The 17507-nt window shown below is 74.0% G+C and carries 15 protein-coding genes; 9 read left to right on the top strand and 6 right to left on the bottom strand.

What is annotated here, in order from left to right; translation table 11 throughout:
* The first annotated feature begins 27 nt into the window (after positions 1 to 27).
* Genes ACWEMJ_RS22290 through ACWEMJ_RS22275 form a run of 4 tightly spaced genes read left to right on the top strand, consistent with a single transcriptional unit; the run spans position 28 to position 3526 of the window.
* The gene (locus ACWEMJ_RS22290) at positions 28 to 957 is read left to right on the top strand and encodes a hypothetical protein (protein ID WP_452138842.1); all 930 of its coding nucleotides are present in this window, start codon (positions 28 to 30) and stop codon (positions 955 to 957) included.
* Complete coding sequence (locus ACWEMJ_RS22285; RefSeq protein ID WP_452138841.1) at positions 954 to 2075, top strand: hypothetical protein; 1122 nt, start codon at positions 954 to 956, stop codon at positions 2073 to 2075. Before ACWEMJ_RS22290 ends, ACWEMJ_RS22285 begins: the two co-directional genes overlap by 4 nt.
* Before the next feature lie 9 nt (positions 2076 to 2084).
* Complete coding sequence (locus ACWEMJ_RS22280) at positions 2085 to 2441, top strand: effector-associated constant component EACC1 (RefSeq protein ID WP_452138840.1); 357 nt, start codon at positions 2085 to 2087, stop codon at positions 2439 to 2441.
* Positions 2438 to 3526 (top strand): caspase, EACC1-associated type, encoded by a 1089-nt coding sequence (locus ACWEMJ_RS22275; RefSeq protein WP_452138839.1) that lies wholly within the window; start codon positions 2438 to 2440, stop codon positions 3524 to 3526. Before ACWEMJ_RS22280 ends, ACWEMJ_RS22275 begins: the two co-directional genes overlap by 4 nt.
* A 67-nt stretch (positions 3527 to 3593) precedes the next feature.
* Here ACWEMJ_RS22275 and ACWEMJ_RS22270 read toward each other — a convergent pair whose 3' ends face one another.
* From ACWEMJ_RS22270 to ACWEMJ_RS22255, 4 genes are read right to left on the bottom strand one after another with little or no spacing between them, the layout of a single operon-like run.
* Entirely contained in the window at positions 3594 to 4649 is a 1056-nt protein-coding gene (locus ACWEMJ_RS22270; protein WP_452138838.1) for a hydroxyacid dehydrogenase, read from the bottom strand.
* A 43-nt stretch (positions 4650 to 4692) separates the two neighbouring features.
* Complete coding sequence (locus ACWEMJ_RS22265) at positions 4693 to 5589, bottom strand: carbohydrate ABC transporter permease (protein ID WP_452138837.1); 897 nt, start codon at positions 5587 to 5589, stop codon at positions 4693 to 4695.
* Complete coding sequence (locus ACWEMJ_RS22260; protein ID WP_452138836.1) at positions 5586 to 6590, bottom strand: carbohydrate ABC transporter permease; 1005 nt, start codon at positions 6588 to 6590, stop codon at positions 5586 to 5588. The genes ACWEMJ_RS22265 and ACWEMJ_RS22260 overlap by 4 nt, the downstream gene beginning before the upstream one ends.
* Positions 6590 to 7945: an ABC transporter substrate-binding protein gene (locus ACWEMJ_RS22255; RefSeq protein WP_452138835.1), complete on the bottom strand. Its 1356-nt coding sequence runs from the start codon at positions 7943 to 7945 to the stop codon at positions 6590 to 6592. The genes ACWEMJ_RS22260 and ACWEMJ_RS22255 overlap by 1 nt, the downstream gene beginning before the upstream one ends.
* Before the next feature lie 334 nt (positions 7946 to 8279).
* Here ACWEMJ_RS22255 and ACWEMJ_RS22250 point away from each other — a divergent pair, with 334 nt between their 5' ends.
* The 4 genes from ACWEMJ_RS22250 (at position 8280) to ACWEMJ_RS22235 (ending at position 12377) form a co-directional block, all read left to right on the top strand.
* Positions 8280 to 10205, top strand: coding sequence for a DUF2264 domain-containing protein (locus ACWEMJ_RS22250; RefSeq protein ID WP_452138834.1), 1926 nt, complete (start codon positions 8280 to 8282; stop codon positions 10203 to 10205).
* A gap of 65 nt (positions 10206 to 10270) precedes the next feature.
* Complete coding sequence (locus tag ACWEMJ_RS22245; protein WP_452138833.1) at positions 10271 to 11050, top strand: sugar phosphate isomerase/epimerase family protein; 780 nt, start codon at positions 10271 to 10273, stop codon at positions 11048 to 11050.
* 23 nt (positions 11051 to 11073) lie between these two features.
* Positions 11074 to 11556, top strand: a complete 483-nt coding sequence (locus ACWEMJ_RS22240; protein ID WP_452138832.1) for a hypothetical protein — start codon at positions 11074 to 11076, stop codon at positions 11554 to 11556.
* Positions 11557 to 11720: 164 nt separating this feature from the next.
* Complete coding sequence (locus ACWEMJ_RS22235; RefSeq protein WP_452138831.1) at positions 11721 to 12377, top strand: GNAT family N-acetyltransferase; 657 nt, start codon at positions 11721 to 11723, stop codon at positions 12375 to 12377.
* Here the strand turns inward: ACWEMJ_RS22235 and ACWEMJ_RS22230 are convergent.
* Positions 12374 to 13459 (bottom strand): substrate-binding domain-containing protein, encoded by a 1086-nt coding sequence (locus ACWEMJ_RS22230; RefSeq protein WP_452138830.1) that lies wholly within the window; start codon positions 13457 to 13459, stop codon positions 12374 to 12376. The two genes, ACWEMJ_RS22235 and ACWEMJ_RS22230, sit on opposite strands and share 4 nt — an antisense overlap.
* Positions 13460 to 13664: 205 nt before the next feature.
* Here ACWEMJ_RS22230 and ACWEMJ_RS22225 point away from each other — a divergent pair, with 205 nt between their 5' ends.
* Positions 13665 to 15665 carry a carbohydrate binding domain-containing protein gene (locus ACWEMJ_RS22225; RefSeq protein ID WP_452138829.1) on the top strand — a complete coding sequence of 667 codons (2001 nt, stop codon included), beginning with the start codon at positions 13665 to 13667 and terminating at the stop codon, positions 15663 to 15665.
* A gap of 16 nt (positions 15666 to 15681) precedes the next feature.
* Here the strand turns inward: ACWEMJ_RS22225 and ACWEMJ_RS22220 are convergent, their stop codons facing one another.
* On the bottom strand, positions 15682 to 17292 hold the full coding sequence (locus tag ACWEMJ_RS22220) for an ABC-F family ATP-binding cassette domain-containing protein (protein WP_452138828.1): 1611 nt from the start codon (positions 17290 to 17292) through the stop codon (positions 15682 to 15684).
* Between the last annotated feature and the right edge of the window lie 215 nt (positions 17293 to 17507).

Genomic DNA, 17507 nt, shown 5'->3' with positions numbered 1-17507 from the left:
ATTGACGCAATGTCAGGGGAATTCGGCGTGTCCAGTGACAGCTCGCTGCCCGTCCCGGGTTGGAACGGCGGGGACGGCAACAACGCCTATCTCGACAAAACACTCCGGCACATGCCGGTCGAAACGGTGCTCGACGACCGGGTCAGCGGTCGCGCCCTGCTGCAGATGGCGGCCAGGGCCCTGCTGGTGTCGTGGCTGGTCTGGCTGGTCGTGCTGGTGTTCGGCCTGCTGATCGGGCTGGCCGGCGGCAGCGGCGCCGGCAGCAGCGACCGGTACGGCTCCGACGACTCGGCCCTTCTCGTCGGCGCCCTCCTCGGCGTCCCGGTCTTCGCCGCACTGGCGGGCCTCGCCGCCTTCGTGCTGGTGCTGCTGGTCGGCAGGCTGACCGAGCCGATCGCGGAGTGGCGGGTCCTGCTGCACGCCCGCGCCGACGTCGACTCCGCCTACAACCAGATCTGCAACGTGGTGGCCGAACGCGGCTACCCGCTGTCCCCGTCCGTCGAGGCCGTCCCGCAGTACGGCGGCCTCTCCCGCCGGCTGGTGCTCGCCCAGCACGACTGCACCGCGCACATCTCGGTCTTCAACTACGGCAGCAGCCTCTACCTGGGCTGGCAGATGTGGCGCACCCGGAGCAAGTTCCGGCTCTTCGTCCAGTTCGTCACCGACAGCGTGAGCGGCGGCAACGACCTGCGCAGCGCGATGTCCCGCACCGGGCAGGTGCGGGCGATGCGCGAGGCGGTGCACGCCGCCTGCCGCGAGGGCCTGGTGGTGGCCGTCGAGCAGCGTCCGGTGCAGCTCCAGGTGCGGTTCCCGCAGGTGGCGGTGTCGACCGTCAAGCAGGTCGGACCGCAGCAGCGCCCGCCGGTGCCGCCCGCGCCGCCCGCCGCGCCGCCCGCTCCCCCGGCCCCGCCCGCACCGCCGGGCACCTGGTCCGGTGGCGCGCCCGGTCAGCAGTGACGGTCGCCCGGGGCGGCGTGCTGGTCGAGCCGCACGGTCCGGGCGGCGTCGGCCGGCTGGCCCGGGCGGCCTACCGGATCGCCCCCGTGCTCGGCCCGAGCTCGCCGCTCGGCGGGTCCGACGGCCGGCACTGGGCCGAGGCGGGCGCGGCCGAACGGGCCTGGCTGGGCGCGCTGCCGCACAACGGCGGGCACCTCGAACTCCGGTGCACCGGTGGGGAGTCGGGGCGCATCCGGGCCGCCCTGCTGGCCCGGGGCGCGGCCGCCGCGCCCGAGCAGGCGGTCGGCGTCGCCCTGGCGCTGGCCGGCGGCCCGCTCCCGCCGCACGTGGTGGCGGCGCCGGCCGACGTGGCCGGGGAGCTGCACCCGCTCGGCGCGGCGCCCGCCGTGCTCGACCTGTACGAGATCCGCAAACAGCTCCGGCAGTACCGGCTGGCCGGGCCCGGTGCGCAGCGCCTGATGGCGACCGTCGCGGTGCCGCTGCGGCCGGGCGGCTCCTGGGAGCCGTTCTGGGCCGAACTGGCCCGGCAGCCGGTGCCCACCTGCCTCGCCGTCGGCCTGGCGCCGTACGCGCTGCCCGCCGGGACGGACCGAATGCTCGGCCGGTTCGCCGACGCCTACAGCGCGTTGGCGCGCGCCTCGGCCGGCAGTCCGGTCTGGGAGCAGGCCCGTCGAGGTGATCCGGCGGCCGAGAGCGGGCAGCGCTTCTTCGAGGACGCGCTGCACCGCTACCAGGGCCGGATCTTCCGCCTCCGGGTGCTGCTGGCCGCCGCCGGGCCGATTCCGCCCGTCCTGCCCCAACTGCTCGCCGGCCTGGTCGGCGGGGAGGCGGTCCAGCTCCGCACCGAGGCCCAACGCGCCCGCGCCTGGCAGGACTTCAGTACCCTCGACCTCGACCCGCTGCCCGAGAGCCACCGCCCCGCCGGCGCCCCGGACGCCGAATGGACCGAACTGGAACAGGAGTTGGTCGGCCTGGTCGACCTGGACGAGGCCGCCGCCGCGCTCCGCCTCCCCTACGAGTTCCCCGGCCGGACCGGCCGCCTGTTCGCCCGACTCCCGGAGGCCCCGGCCTCCTCGACGCCCCCCGCCACCACCGGCGAGCTGCCCGATCTGCTCTGAAAGGCCGTCATGAACGGTTACACCATCGCCTTCCTCGGCGAGGACGACGAGGTCCGCGAGGCCGCCGAAGCCCTCCAGGAACACCTCAACCGCGACGCCGAACTGCGCGGCCTCACCGACAACCGCAAACGCCCGCCGCGCGACAACGAACAGGGCGGCTTCGCGGACGCGGTCCAGTACGCCGCCGAGCTGGGCCCGCTGGTGGTCACCCCGCTCTGCACCTGGCTGGAGGCCCGCCTGCGCAGGAAGGGCGTCTCGCTGGAACTGCGCCGCCCCGACGGCACCGAGCTCCGGATCTCCGCCGACTCCACCGAGGACAGCGCCGAACTCCTCGACCGGGTCGAGGAGTTCCTCTCCTCCGAATGAGCCACCGCCTGATCCGGCCCGATCCGGGCGGCTCGTGGGCCGTCCTGATCGCGGTCGGCCGCTACGCCCACCTGCGCGAGATGCCCGAGGCGGTCACCTCGATGGAGCTGCTCGCCGATCGACTCTCCGGCCCGGACGGCGGTTTCGACCCCGACCAGGTGCTCAGGGTGGTCGACCCGGAGAGCGCCCGCGAGGTGGCCGACCGGGTCGCCGCCGCCGCTGCCCGGGCCACCGACACCCTGCTGGTCCTCTACGCGGGCCACGGCGTCACCGGCAACGGCACCGGCAACGGGGGCCGCCTCCACCTCGCCCTGCCCGGCACCGTGGACGAGGTCGGCCACGTCGGGCGCACCGCCCTCCCGGCCGGCGCCCTGCTGGAGGCCGTCGGGGCGCGGGCCGCCCACCGGATCGCCGTCCTCGACTGCTGCTACGCGGGCCTCGCCCTCGACGAGCCGGCCGCCGCCGACCTCCATCTGCTCACCGCCGTGGACCGGGCCCGCAAGGCGCTGATCCACCGGGAGACCGGCCTCACCCACTTCGCCGAGCAGATCCTCCGGCTCTGCCGCGAGGGCGTCCCCGACGGGCCCGCCTTCCTCCCCCTCGACCTGGTCCACCACCACCTGGCCGTCGCGCTGGCCCGGGTGCCCGCCGACGCGCCCCGCCGCTCCCAGGCGCCCGTGCCGCAGCAGCGCACCGTCGGGTCCACCGGCCACCTGGCCCTGTTCCGCAACCCCGCCCACGGCACCGCGCGCACCGAGCCCGGGCTCCGCGCCCGGGCCGCCTTCGCCTACCGCCAGTTCGCCGTCCCCAACCGGCGCGAGCCCTGGCACCGCCCGCAGGCGGTGGCGCTGCTGGCGGGCATCGCCGCCGACGCCGCCGACGCCCTCGGCCCGGACCACCCGCTCACCCTGCAGCTCGCCAACGCCCACGGCCACGCCGTCGGCCTGCTGCACGGCCCGGAAGCCGCGCTCGCCCTGCTGGAGCCGATCGCCGCCCGCGCCGCCGGACAACTCCCGTCCGGCTCCCCCGAGTTGACGACCATCGAGGCCACCCTGCGGCGCTGGCGGGAGCCGCCCGGAGCGTGAAGGCCCCGTCGTCCCCGAGTGGTTCGGGGACGGCGGGGCCTCGCCGCGGTGCGGCCGGGGAGGTGCGCTACGCGGTGCGGGCGATCTCCTCGCGGGTGACCGGGTGGGCGAACGGCAGGCCCTGGGCGTAGCGGGCGAGCTCGTCGGTGGCGGCGGCGGCCATGCGGTGGAGTTCGCCGCCGAGGGAGCCGGCGATGTGGGGGGTGAGCAGGACGTTGGGGAGGTCGTAGAGCGGGGAGTCGGCGGGGAGCGTCTCGGGCACGGTGACGTCGAGGACGGCGTGCAGGCGGCCGGCGACCAGTTCGGCGGTGAGCGCGTCCTGGTCGACGAGGGAGCCGCGGGAGGTGTTGATCAGGGTCGCGCCGTCGGGCATCAGGGCGAGCCGGCGGGCGTCCACCAGCTGCCTGGTCTCCGGGAGTTCGGGCGCGTGCACGCTCAACACGTCCGAGCGGGCGCAGAGTTCGTCCATCGTCACCAGCTCGGCGCCGAGCGCGGACGCCTGCTCGGGCGTCACGTACGGGTCGTGCAGCAGCAGGTCGAACTCGTAGGGCGCGAGCAGTTCGAGGACGCGCCGGCCGATCCGGGAGGCGCCGACGATGCCGATGGTGCGCCGGTAGTTGCCGACCGTGCCGTACGCCGCCTGCCAGTCGTGCGGGGCGCGCCGGGAGCGGTAGTCGGCGGCCAGGCGCAGCACCGGCTTGTTGCTGAACAGCACGGCGGCGACGGTGAATTCGGCGACCGGCAGGGCGTTGGCCCAGGCGGCGGAGGTGATGCCGAGGCCGCGCTCCCAGCAGGCGTCGGTGACGTGGTGCTTGACCGAGCCGGCGGCGTGCAGGACGGCGCGCAGCTGCGGGGCGGCGTCCAGGACGGCGTCCGTGAGCGGGGGGCAGCCCCAGCTGCTGATGATCACCTCGGCCGAGGCGAGCGCGGCCGCGCCCTCCGGGGAGGTGAAGTCGTCGATGACCAACTCCGGGTCGAGGTCGGCGAGTTCGACCATCCGGGCCATGGTGTCGGGGGAGATCAGCCGGGCGGCGAGGTCGCGGTGCATGGCGAGCAGGGCGCGCGGGCGGCTCCGGACGGTGGCGGCGGAGGGCGGTGCCTCGGCGGGCGCGGAGTTGGGCATGGCGGGGCTCCCCAGAAGGCGCAGTGGAAAGGAGGAGGGGGGTTTACTTGACGCTGCCGGCGGTCATGCCGGCCTTCCAGTGGCGCTGGAGCAGCACGAAGGCGATGACCAGCGGCAGGATGGCGAGCAGCGAGCCGGTGACCACCAGCGGGTAGTACTCGGGGAAGGCGTGGGTCTGCGCGTTCCAGGAGAACAGGCCGAGGCTGACCGGGAAGAGCCGGTTGTCGGAGAGCATGACCAGCGGCAGGAAGAAGTTGTTCCAGATGGCGGTGAACTGGAACAGGAAGATGGTGACGAAGCCGGGCATGACCATCTTCAGGCCGATCGACCAGAAGATCCGCAGTTCGCTCGCGCCGTCCATCCGGGCGGCCTCCAGGGTCTCGCCGGGCAGGTAGCCGGCGCAGAACACCCGGGCCAGGTACACCCCGAACGGGTTGACCAGCGAGGGCAGCAGCACCGCCCAGTAGGTGTTGACGATGTGCAGCTGGGAGGCCAGCAGGTACATCGGCAGGGCGAGCGCGGTGGTGGGCACCAGCACGCCGAGCAGCACGACGCCGAACAGCTTCTCCTTGCCGGCGAAGCTGTAGACGTGGAACGCGTAGCCGGCGCCGACGCAGATCAGCGCGCACAGCAGGGCGCCGATCCCGGCGTACAGCAGGGAGTTGAGGTACCAGCGGAAGTAGATGCCGTCGCCGACGGTGGCCAGGTCGTGCAGGTTCTGGCCGAGGTGGAAGTTGCCGGCGCCGAGCGAGCGGCCGCCGATCAGGTCGGCGGTGTTCTTGGCGGAGGCGGTGATCAGCCAGCCGAGCGGCAGCAGGGTGTAGAGGGTGGCCAGCACCAGCGCCCCGTTGACGGCGGTCCTGGACATCGTCCAGGGGCGGCGGCGCGGCGCCCGGGCGGCCGGGCCGGCGTCGGGGCGGACGGGGGTGAGGGTGCTCATCGGGCGGTCTCCGTCCGCTTGTCGTCGCGCTTCGTCGCCCGCTTCTCGTCACGGCCGCGGGTGAAGCGGGTGACCACGAAGGACAGCACGGCGGCGGCCAGGGCGAGCAGCACCGAGGAGGCGGCGGCCAGGCCGTAGTCGTTGCGTTCGAACGCGGCGGAGTAGGCGTACATGTTGGGGGTCCAGGTGGAGACCACGCCGGGGGCGACGTCGTGCAGGATCATCGGTTCGGTGAACAGCTGGAGCGAGCCGATGACGGTGAACAGGCCGACCATCACCACGGAGGCGCGGATCAGCGGGATCTTCACGCTGAACGCGGTGCGCAGCGGTCCGGCGCCGTCGACCACGGCGGCTTCCAGCACCTCGCGCGGGATGGCCTGCAGCGCGGCGTAGAAGATCACCATGTTGTAGCCGGTCCACTCCCACACGGCGATGTTGACGATCGCGGGCAGCGGGTGGCCGAACACGTCGATCTGGGTGCCGGCCGAGTTGAGCGCGTCGATCACCGGGCTGATGCCGGGGGTGTACAGGTAGGTCCACACCAGGGCGGCGATGATGCCGGGGACGGCGTGCGGCAGGAACAGCGCGAGCTGGAAGAACCGCTTGGCGCGGGCCAGCGCGGAGTCCAGCAGCAGCGCGACGGCCAGCGACAGGCCGAGCATCAGTGGGATGTACAGCAGGCAGTACTGGGCGGTGTTCCAGAAGCCGTCGCGGAACGCGGCGTCGCCGAGCGCCCGGGTGTAGTTGCCGAGGCCGGTGAACACCTGGGTGGTGGTGCCGCCGAAGCCGAGGCCGGAGCGGCGCTCGCTGAACAGGCTGAGGTAGACGGCGTAGCCGATCGGGATCAGCGTGCAGGCGGTGAACAGCACCAGGAACGGGGCGAGCAGCGCGATCGGGGCGCCGATCGGGGCCCGGCGCCTGCGGTTGCCCCGGGCCCCGGCGGCGCCGCCCCGGGCGGCGGCGGAGGTGCCGCCGCCCGGGACGGAGGTGGTGCCGGACATCAGCCGGCCACCTTCAGACCGCGGTTCTTCAGCTCGGCGAGGGTGGCCTGCTGGGCGCCGTCGACGGCGGACTGCACGGTGCCGCCCTGGCCGATCTTGCCGAAGGCGTCCTTCATCGAGCTGTTGGTGGCGCTCATGGTCGGACCCCAGGCCCAGTTCGGCTTGATGGCCTTCGCGGCGTCCTGGTAGACGGCGTAGATGTCCTGGCCGCCGTAGAAGTCGGTCTTGAACGCGGCCTTGGCGACCGGGACCAGCTCGGGGTCGGCCGGGTACGCGGAGGACGAGCCGGAGGCGATGCGGGCCTGGATGCCCTCGGGGGTGGTGGTCGCCCAGGTGGCGAACTCGACCGCGGCCTTGGCCTTCTTGCTGTCCTTGGAGACGGCGAAGGTGGTGCCGCCGAGCATGCCGGAGGCGGGCTGTCCGTCCCAGCTCGGCATCGGGGCGACGGCCCACTTGCCGTTCTCCGCCGGGTCGGTGCCCAGGCTGGACTTCAGCACGCCGCCGCCCCACGCGGCGCCCAGGTACGCGGCGGTCTCGCCCTTCTGCAGCGAGGCGGTCCACTGCTGGCTGAACGAGGGCTGGACGCGGACCAGGTCGTCGCCGATCAGGCCCTGCCAGTAGTCGACGACCTTCTTGGTCTCGGCGCCGCCCATGTCGACCTTCCAGCTGTCGCCGCTGGTGCCGAACCACTTGGCGCCGGCCTGCCAGGCCATCGCCTCCAGGGTGCTCGGGTCGTCCGGGAAGAACGTGGCGATGCGGGTGTTGGCGTCGGCGGCCTTCAGCTTGGCCGCGGCGTCCTTGAACTCGTCCCAGGTCTTCGGGACGGCGACCCCGGCCTTCTCGAACAGGTCCTTGCGGTAGTACAGGGCCTGCGGGGAGGCGTCCAGCGGCAGCGCCCAGGTGGAGCCGCCCAGCGTGGTCAGCTCCACCGACTGCGGCAGGTACTTGCCCTTGAGGTCGGCGGAGACCAGCTTGCTGATGTCCTGCACCGCGCCCTGGCTGACGAAGTCCGGCAGCTGCGGGTACTCGACGTTGAACACGTCGGGGGCGTTGCCGGCCTTCACCGCGTTGGAGATCTTGGCGTAGCCGCCGGCCACGCCGGAGGGGATCTCCTCGAAGGTGACCTGGATGTTCGGGTGGGAGGCGTTGAACGCCTGCACCACGTCCTTGGTGCCCTTGGCCCAGCCCCAGAAGGTGATCGACACCGGCTTGCCGTCGCTGCCCGCGTCGGAGGCCGACGCCGAGGTGTCGCCGTCGCTGCCGCAGGCGGCGAGCAGCGTCACGCCCAGCACGGTGGCGGTGGCGGCGGCGGCGAGACGGAGGGCTCTGCGGCGGTGGAGAGCGGGAGAGGGCATGGCACGGCTCCTGTGGGGTCCTTGAAACGCCGGGTAGGTACCCGATCACCCGATTTGAGCAGGTCGGGCCGGGTTGATCGCTATCTTGGGACGGGCCCGATCAGACGTCAAGGGATCCGGATCAAATGATCCGCAATGATCAGTCGCATTTCCCCTGACAGACGCCGTTCACCTTGAGTTTTCGGGGTTTCTGCCGAGGTCACAATCCGATCAAGGAGATCATTCGATCAGACGTTCTTGACGGCGCGATCGCCTCTTCCTAGGGTCGGCCGGGTAGCCCCCGCCAGGTCGTCCCCGCGCCCACCCCGCGCACCCCACAGGAACCGAGGCCGCCATGCCGCACCCGCTCCCCCTCCCCCCGGAGGACCGCGCGCTCAGCCCGCACACCGGCTGGACCCGGGCCCACTGGGAGGCCGCCGCGGACCGGCTGCTGGCCGCCGTCCGCCCCTACGCCGGCCCGGCCAACGCCCTGATCAACCTCCCCGGCACCCGCCCCAGCTGGTCCGGCCCCCGCTCGGACGGCCTGGAGGGCTACGCCCGGACCTTCCTGCTCGCCGCGATCCGGGTGGCCGGCGCCGACGGCGACGACCCCACCGGCCTGCTGGAGCGCTACGCCGAGGGCCTCGCCGCCGGCACCCGCACCCCCACCGACGAACGCGCGCTCACCGACGGCGACCTCACCTCCTGGCTCGCCGTCACCGACCGCGGCCAGGCCATGGTGGAGGCCGCCTCGGTCGCCATCGGCCTGCGCCTGACCCGCCGCTGGCTCTGGGACCGCCTCGACTCCTCCGTCCGGGAACGCGCCGGCGCCTGGCTCGCCCAGGCCCTGCACCGGCAGCCCGTCGACAACAACTGGTGGCTGTTCCCGTTCACCGTCGGCGGCTTCCTCGCCGAGGTCGGCATCGACACCGGGGCCGCGAACGCCGCCGTCGACCGCGGCCTCGAACGCATCGACCGCTGGTACCTCGGCGACGGCTGGTACACCGACGGCCGCCCCCGCGCCATCGACCACTACAACGGCTGGGCCCTGCACCTCTACCCCGCGCTGCACGCCCACCTCGCCGCCGACCCCGCCCTGACCGCCCGCTACGGGAGCCGGCTGCACGCCTACCTCGCCGACTACTCCCGGCTGTTCGACCGCAACGGCGCACCCGTCCACCAGGGACGCTCGCTCAGCTACCGGTTCGCCGCCGCCGGCCCGCTGTGGGCCGGCGCGCTGCTCGGCACCACCCCGCTCGACCCCGGCGCCACCCGTCGCATCGCCTCCGGCGCGCTGCGCTACTTCCTCGACCGCGGCGCCCTCGACGAGCACGGCCTGCTCACCCTCGGCTGGCACGGCCCCTACCCGCCGATCGTCCAGCCCTACTCCGGGCCCGCCTCCCCCTACTGGGCGTCCGGCGGCTTCCTCGGCCTGCTGCTGCCGCCCGACCACCCCGTGTGGACCGCCCCCGAGGCCCCCTCCCCCGCCGAGAGCGCCGACGCCGTCACCCCGCTGCCCGCCCCCGGCTGGCTCGTCCAGTCCACCGCCGCCGACGGCCTGGTGCGCCTGCACAACCACGGCAGCGACGACCAGCCCGCCGACGCCCCCGTCGCCGACAACCCGCTCTACTCCCGGCTCGCCCACTCCACCCGCACCGGCCCCGACACCACCGCCGGCGACAACCACTTCGCGCTCGTGTTCGACGGCGCGCCCACCGAGCGCGGCCCGATCACCCCGCTCGGCGCGGGCCGCCTCGGCGCCGCCGGCTGGGCCGCGTCCGCGCACCGGCCCCGCCTGGACGGGGCCGCCCTGCCCGGGGTCACCGTCACCTCCCTCACCCTCGCCCACGGCCCCGACGAAGTCCGGATCCACCTGGTGCACGGCGCGATCCGCGGCACCACCGTCCGCGAGGGCGGCTGGGCCGTCACCGGCGCCGACCCCGCCGCCGGCGTCCGCGCCTCCGTCGCCGCCTCCGGCGCGCACGCGACGGTCACCGGCGACGACCGCCTGCGCACCGAACTGCGCGGCCTGCGCGGCTGGAGCACCGCCACCGCCACCACCACCGACGGCACCGCGTTCGGCCCCACCGCGACCACCCCCCACCTGCACGGCACCCTCACCACGCCCACCGCGCTGCTCGCCAGCGCCGCCCGCCTCACCGCCGACCCGGGTGCGCTGCCCCCGCTCGCGTCCCTCGCCTTCGCCCTCGCCGACGGGGCCGGCACCGTCACCTGGCCGGACGGCACCCGCACCGACTTCGCCTTCCCGCCCGCCGCCTGACTCACCCGCCCCTCGCCCCCTCCGCCCGCTCCGCAGGGGCGCGGGGGCACCGCAAAGGACCCTTCGTGCCGCTCGCCTTCTCCACCCTCGGCCTCCCCGGGCACCCCCTGGACGCCGTCCTCGCCCTCGCCGCCGAGCACGGCTGGCAGGGCCTCGAACTGCGCGCCTCCCCCGGCGAACCCGTCCACACCGGGCTGACCTCCGCCGAACGCCGCGCCACCGCCCGCCGGTTCGGCGCGGCCGCCGTCACCCCGCTCACCGTCGCGTCCTACGTCGGCGTCGCCGGACCCGGACCGGACGCCCCCGTCCTCGCCGACCTGCTGGCCCACCTGCACCTCGCCGCCGACCTCGGCGCCCCCTACGTCCGGGTCTTCCCGCGCGGCGGCGCCGACACCACCGAGGGCACCCGCGTCGCCGCCCGACGCCTGCTGCAACTCGCCGACACCGCAAGCGACTTGGGCGTCACGATGCTGGTCGAGACGCACGACTCGCACCGCTCCGGCGCGGCCCTCGCCGCCCTCCTCGCCGCCGCCCCGCACCCCTGCGTCGGCGCCCTCTGGGACGTCATGCACACCTGGCTGGCCGACGAGACCCCCGCCGACACCCACCGCCTGCTCGCTCCGCGCCTCGGCTACGTCCAGGTCAAGGACGTCGCCTCCCGCGACGACCTCACCCCCCTCCCGCTCGGCGCGGGCGTCCTCCCCCTCGCCGCCTGCCTCGCCCCGCTCGCCCCCGACACCTGGATCTCCTGGGAGTACGAGGCCCCCTGGCACCCCGCCGCCGCCCCCTTCGCCCCCCTGCTCCCCACCGGCCGCACCTACCTGTCCGGCCTGCTCACGCCCTGAACGCCCGCTGCGACAATGAGCCGGTGCTGCTGACCTTCATCGCCGAACTGGCCGACGAACCCCTGGTGCTGGACCCGGACGACCCGCCGCTGGAGTGGGAGACCAACACCTGGTGGCTGAGCACCGACGTCGAGGACAGGACGTCGCTGTCCACCGCCGAGGTGGTGGCCGCCTTCGAACGGACCGCCTCGGCCCTCCGCGACCGCGTCCGCGACCTGGCCTTCCCTGGCGTCGCGACCTTCTACGTCTGGCACGACGAGGTGGCCGGCCAACTCCGCTGCTCGACCGGCTCCGTACCGCCCGAGGAACTGCCCTTCGGCGGCGCCTACCTGCCCACCGACCGGCTCGACCCGATCGTCGAGGAGTTCCTCGCCGACGACCGGCCCGGCATCGTCACCCTCTCCGACTCCCCAGACCCGACGGACACCGAACAGCCCGACCCCGGGATCCCGCCCTTCCTCGTCTGGGTCAGCAACGTCGGCGCCGTCGCCCCGGCCCCCCGCTGACCCGGCCCCGCCCGCCTACCCGGAGCTCGGCGATCCCGGGCAGCGCCTCGGCGACCCGCTCAACAGTCATGCCGACATCCCAGCAGGTCACGCCGACAGTCGGACCCACCCGCCGGGCCCGAAAACCACCTGCCCGAAGCCGCCGGCAGGCAGCACAATGACGCATGCTGATCGATCACTGGCCCGTGCTGGGCCTGCGCCTGAGGACGCCCCGGCTGGAGCTCCGGCTGCCCGGGGACGAGGAGTTGGCCGCGCTGGCGGCACTCGCGGCGGACGGCGTCCACGAGCCGGACCGCATGCCGTTCGTGGTCCCGTGGACGGACCTGCCGCCCGCCGAGCGGGCCCGCTCGGTGGTGCAGCACCACTGGCGGCGGCTCGGCGCGTGGTCGCCGGACGACTGGGCGCTCAACCTCACCGTGCTCGCGGACGGCCAGGTGGTGGGCCTGCAGACCGTCGCCGCCCGGAACTTCGGCGTGCTGCGGCAGGTGAGCACCGGGTCGTGGCTCGGCGCGGCGCATCAGGGGCGGGGCATCGGCACGGAGATGCGCGCGGCCGTCCTGCACCTGGCCTTCGCGGGGCTGGGCGCCGACGAGGCGGTCTCGGCCGCGTTCGCGGACAACCCCGCCTCATCCGCCGTCTCCCGCAAGCACGGCTACCGGCCGGACGGCATCGAGCACGTGGTGGTGCGCGGCCGCCGGGTGACGTCGCTCCGGTACCGGCTGAGCCGCGCGGACTGGGAGGCCCGCCGCGCCACCGCCGTCACGATCGACGGCCTCGCGCCCTGCCTCCCGCTCTTCGGCCTGGCCGACCCGCCGCGCTAGGCCACGCCGTCGCCTCCGCAGGAGGTGCGGACCTTGAGGGTGGGGAGCAGTTCGACGTGGGAGGCGGGGAGGCCGCTCTCGCCGTCGAGGCGGCGCAGCAGGAGTTCGAGGGCGGCGGCGCCGACGGACTTCTTGGGCGGGGCGACGGCGGTGAGCGGCGGTGCGGCGAGGGCGGCGAAGACGTCGTCGTAGGAGATCAGGGCGACGTCCTCGGGGACGCGCAGGCCGCGGGTGCGCAGCAGCGGCGGGATCTGGATGGCGTCCTGGTCGTTGTGGACCAGGACGGCGCGGACGCCGTCGGCGGTGGCTTCGGCGATCTGCTGGGCGACCCACTCGGCGTCGGGGACGCCGGCCGGGGAGCCGGGGCGGTGCATGTCGATGACGGGGCGGGTGCGCAGGCCGAGCAGGGGGGCGGCTTCGGCGTAGCCGGTGCGGACCTGGTGGGCCGTCCAGGTGTCGGCGCGGGCGGCGAGCAGCACGGTGTCGTGGCCGAGGGCGGCGAGGTGGCGCAGGGCGAGCAGGACGCCGTGGCGGTGGTCGGATCCGACGGCGTCGAGTTCGGCGGCGGCGCTGCCCGGGTCGGCCTTGCGTTCCACCAGGACGGCGGGGACGGGGAGTTCGGCCAGCCAGTGGTGGTGGCCGGGCTGGTGCGGCGGGTCGCCGGGCTGCCAGTTGGGGGTGAGCAGCAGGCCGTCGACGCCGGATTCGAGCAGCCGCTCGACCTGGGCGCGGTCGTCGCGGGCCTCGTAGGCGGCGATGCCGAGGACCAGGCGGGCGCCGGCGGTGGCGGCGGCGGCGCGGGCGCCGGCGATCACTTCGTCGAAGTAGGAGCCGACGGTGGGGACGAGCATGCCGATGACCCGGTCGTGGCGGCCGGGGCGGGCGTTCGGGCCGCTGTCGGGGAGGGCGACGGAGCCGTGCGAGCGGGCGAGTTCGCCGGCGTCGGCGAGGGCGGCGACGTCCCGACGGACGGTGACCGCGGGGATGCCGAGGCGGGTGGCCAGGTCGACCACGCGGACGGTGCCGAGGTCGCGCACGACCTGCAGGATCCGTGCCCGGCGTTCGTCTGCCGTGACGGTCATGGCGTCCTCTCCTGGTGCGGGCCGCGGTCCCGGTCGGGCCGCGGTGGCTGGCGGGACGGCGGTCGACGCCACCCCTGTCGATCAATTTTTATCATTCGATCGGCATTCGATCGAAAGGTCTGAAGTTATTGACTCGATCACATGGTCAACCTACGGTGCGGGATCGGGCGCCCCATCCGACCCTCCATTCTCGGGAGTCCCCTCGATGCTCCTGCACCGTTCCCTTCGGCGTGCCCTGCCTCTGGCGTTGGCCGCCGCCACCCTGCTGACCCCCGCGCTTCCGGCGGCGGCGAGCGGCACGGCCACCGGCACCGCGTGGTACCTGGACTGCTCGGCCGCCTCCGACGGCTCCGGCAGCCAGGCCGCCCCGTGGAACAGCCTCGCCTCCGCCAACGCGCACCTCTTCCAGCCCGGCGACCAGTTGTTGCTCAAGCGCGGCGCGACCTGCACCGGCACCCTGCAACCGCAGGGCTCCGGCACGGCGGGCGCGCCGATCACTCTGGCGGGCTACGGTACCGGCACCGCCCGCCCGGTGGTGGCCGGCGATCCGGCGAGCAGTCAGAACGCGGCCGTCCACCTGTTCAACGTGGAGCAGTGGGAGATCCGCGACCTGGAGATCACCTACCGGGACACCGCCGCCACCAAGCGGGAGCGCAACGGCCTGCTGGTGGAGATCGCCGACCTGCCGAGCGGCGTCGGCACCCACTACCTGGTGGACGACGTGTACGTGCACGACGTCAACGGCGACGCCACCAAGTGGTCCAACGGCATCCAGTTCCGGGTGTCGGGCACCGCCAGGCCGACCAACTTCGACGACGTGGTGGTGCAGAACTCGCAGATCGCGCACGTCGACCGGGAGGGGCTGACCAACCGCTCGACCTGGATGTGCCGGCCCAGCTACGGCACCGGCGACGGCTGCGGCACCACCAGCAACTGGCGGGCCAGCACCCGCCTGGTGTTCCGCGGCAACACGATCCAGGACACCGGCGGCGACGGCATCGTGGTGCGGGCCGCCGACCACGCGCTGGTCGAGCACAACACCGCCTTCGACCTGGCGATGCGCCCGATGGGCTCGAACGCCGGCATCTGGACCATCAATTCGGACTTCACGACCGTCCAGTACAACGAGGTGCACCACGTGCGCCGGCTCGCCGACAACAACGACGGCATGGCCTTCGACTCGGACTACGGCAACACCGGGGCGCTGTTCCAGTACAACTACAGCCACGACAACCAGGGCGGCTTCATGCTGTTCTGCGGTGCCTGCGGCTCCGGCTCGTCCTCGACCGGCACCGTGGTGCGCGACAACCTGAGCCGGGCCGACCAGAGCCGCTGGCTGTTCGCCGTCGGCGAGAAGAACGCCCGGATGTACAACAACACCGTGTACCTGCCGGCCGGTTCGACCACCGCGATCGTCCAGCAGGGCTCGGGCACCTCGACCACCGCGCTGAGCGGCAACCTGTTCTACAACCTGGGCAGCGGCGGCTACACCGGCTTCGGCGGCAACGCCTACAAGCCAGGCGACTTCAGCTGGGACGCCAACGCCTTCTGGGGCGGCCACCCCGCCAACGAGCCGGCCGACGCCCGCAAGCTGACGGCCGACCCGCAGCTCGCCGCGCCGGGCGGCGCCGACCCGGCCGACTACAAGCTGGGCCCGGCCTCCCCGGCCCGGGGCGCCGGCGCCGTCGTCCCCGCCAATGGCGGGCAGGACTTCTTCGGCGCCCCGGTGCCGCAGCTGTGCCGCCCCGACATCGGCTTCCAGCAGGCCGGCGCCTTCGACGACACCGCCTGCACCGCGCCCGACCCCGTCCGCAACGGCGGCTTCGAGGCCGGGACGCTCGCCCCGTGGACGTACTACGGCGGCGTGCAGCTGGACACCGCGGGTGCGCACAGCGGCGCCGCCGCCGTCCGGGTCGGCCCGGCGCAGGCCGCCGCCGAGCAGGTCATCGCCGTGCAGCCGGGCACCACCTACCGGCTGACCGGCTGGGGCCGGGTGTCGGCCGCCGGCACCGAACTGTCCCTCGGCGCCAAGGAGTACGACAGCGCGGGCTCCAGCAACCGGGCGGCGTTCACCACCACCGCCTGGAGCCAGGGCTCGGCCGTCTTCACCACCGGCCCGACCACCACCACCGCGCGCATCTACTGCTATGCGCGCAGCGGCAGCGGCTACGGCTGGTGCGACGACCTGACCGTCACCAAGGCCTGACGCCCCGGGCGGCGGCTCAGCGCGGATCCACCGCGTGGAGCTCACCCCCGTCCCACTCCAGCCAGCGGGTGATGCCGATCTCCCGCAGGAACGGGTAGTCGTGGCTGGCGACGACCAGCGCGCCCCGGTAGCCCGCGAGGGCCTGGGTGAGCTGGCGGACGCTGGCCAGATCCAGATTGTTGGTCGGCTCGTCGAGCAGCAGCAGCTGCGGCGGCGGGTCGGCCAGCAGCAGCGCCGCCAGCGTCGCCCGGAAGCGCTCGCCGCCGGACAGCGTGCCGGCCATCTGATCGGCCCGCGCCCCGCGGAACAGGAACCGGGCCAGCCGCGCCCGGACGTCGTTGTCCGTGGCGGCCGGGGCGTGCGCCTTGACGTTCCGGAAGACGGTGGCTCCGTCGTCCAGCACGTCGAGGCGCTGCGGCAGGTACCGCATGGGCACCGGCGTGGTGATCATGCCCTCGGCGGGGGCGAGTTCGCCCGCGACGGTGCGCAGCAGCGTGGTCTTGCCGGAGCCGTTGGGGCCGATCAGCGCGATCCGCTCGGGGCCGCGCAGATCCAGGTCGACCACGCCGCCGTAGGCCAACCGGACGCGTTCGAGCAGCAGCACCTCGCGCCCGGCGGGGACGGCGGTACGGGGCAGGTCGATGCGGATCTCCGCGTCGTCCCGGACCGCCTCCTCGGCGACGGCGAGGCGCTCCTTGGCCTCGTTGAGGCGTTCGGTGTGCATGCCGCGCAGCCGGCCGGCGGTCTCCTCGCCCTTGCCCTGGAGCTTGTCGGCGAGGGCCTTGGGGTCGTTGCGCCGCACCGAGCGGGCCTTGCCGTAGGCCGCGGACTTGGCAAGCCGCTGGGTGGCCTCGACCAGATCCCGCTTCTGCCGCTTCACGTCGGCCTCGGCGTTGCGGACCGTCCGCTCCGCGGCCTCCTGCTCGGCCGCCAGGGACTCCTGGTAGGCGCTGAAGTTGCCGCCGTACCAGGTGACTTCGCCGTCCCGAAGGTCGGCGATCTGGTCGACCCGCTCCAGCAGCTCCCGGTCGTGGCTGACCAGCAGCAGCACGCCCGGGAAGGCCGCCACCGCGTCGTACAGCCGGGCCCTGGCCCGGGCGTCCAGGTTGTTGGTCGGCTCGTCGAGCAGCAGCACGTCGGGGCGGCGCAGCAGCAGCGCGGCGAGGTGCAGCAGGACGGCCTGGCCGCCGGAGAGTTCGCCGGTGGTGCGGTCGAGGTGCAGCCCCGTCAGGCCGAGGCGGTCGAGGGTGGCGCGGGCGCGCTCCTCGACGTCCCAGTCGTCGCCGATGACGGCGAAGTGCCGCTCGTCGACGTCTCCCGACTCGATGGCGTGCAGGGCCTCGCGCTGCGCGCGGATGCCGAGCGTCTCGTCCACCCGCTGGTCGGCGGCGACCGTCAGGTCCTGTGGCAGGTAGGCGAGTTCGCCCGCGATCCGGACGGTGCCGGAGGCCGGGGTGAGCTCGCCGGCGATCAGCCGCAGCAGCGTGGACTTGCCGGCGCCGTTCAGGCCGACCAGCCCGGTGCGGCCGGGACCGACCGCGAGGTGGAAACCGCTCAGCACGCTGCGGCCGTCGGGCCATTCGAAGCCGAGGTCGGTGCAGAGGATCGAGGTGGTGGGTTGCGCCATAGAGGGCCTCCGTCAGTTGCCGTGGAAAAGGGGACAACACGGGGAGACACCGAGGACGCGGGAGCGGGAAGGGCCGTCACGGGAACACGAATTCCCGCACGGGAGCCATGGATCGCTGCCCAGCCGAGGCCGCACGCGCGCCCGCACGCCGAGGAACCCGGGAACAACACGGGTGTGGCGTGGCGCGGTGTCTCATGACCTCAGACAAGCAACGG

Source organism: Kitasatospora sp. NPDC004531 (assembly GCF_053602195.1).
This window is presented reverse-complemented; position numbering and strand designations above follow the sequence as displayed.

What these genes read in the sequence shown, in the direction of transcription:
- ACWEMJ_RS22280 (WP_452138840.1), top strand. Translation starts at nt 2,085, where the DNA reads ATGAACGGTTACACCATCGCCTTCCTCGGCGAGGACGACGAGGTCCGC.
- ACWEMJ_RS22275 (WP_452138839.1), top strand. Translation starts at nt 2,438, where the DNA reads ATGAGCCACCGCCTGATCCGGCCCGATCCGGGCGGCTCGTGGGCCGTC.
- ACWEMJ_RS22270 (WP_452138838.1), bottom strand. Translation starts at nt 4,649, where the DNA reads ATGCCCAACTCCGCGCCCGCCGAGGCACCGCCCTCCGCCGCCACCGTC.
- ACWEMJ_RS22265 (WP_452138837.1), bottom strand. Translation starts at nt 5,589, where the DNA reads ATGAGCACCCTCACCCCCGTCCGCCCCGACGCCGGCCCGGCCGCCCGG.
- ACWEMJ_RS22260 (WP_452138836.1), bottom strand. Translation starts at nt 6,590, where the DNA reads ATGTCCGGCACCACCTCCGTCCCGGGCGGCGGCACCTCCGCCGCCGCC.
- ACWEMJ_RS22255 (WP_452138835.1), bottom strand. Translation starts at nt 7,945, where the DNA reads ATGCCCTCTCCCGCTCTCCACCGCCGCAGAGCCCTCCGTCTCGCCGCC.
- ACWEMJ_RS22250 (WP_452138834.1), top strand. Translation starts at nt 8,280, where the DNA reads ATGCCGCACCCGCTCCCCCTCCCCCCGGAGGACCGCGCGCTCAGCCCG.
- ACWEMJ_RS22235 (WP_452138831.1), top strand. Translation starts at nt 11,721, where the DNA reads ATGCTGATCGATCACTGGCCCGTGCTGGGCCTGCGCCTGAGGACGCCC.
- ACWEMJ_RS22230 (WP_452138830.1), bottom strand. Translation starts at nt 13,459, where the DNA reads ATGACCGTCACGGCAGACGAACGCCGGGCACGGATCCTGCAGGTCGTG.
- ACWEMJ_RS22225 (WP_452138829.1), top strand. Translation starts at nt 13,665, where the DNA reads ATGCTCCTGCACCGTTCCCTTCGGCGTGCCCTGCCTCTGGCGTTGGCC.
- ACWEMJ_RS22220 (WP_452138828.1), bottom strand. Translation starts at nt 17,292, where the DNA reads ATGGCGCAACCCACCACCTCGATCCTCTGCACCGACCTCGGCTTCGAA.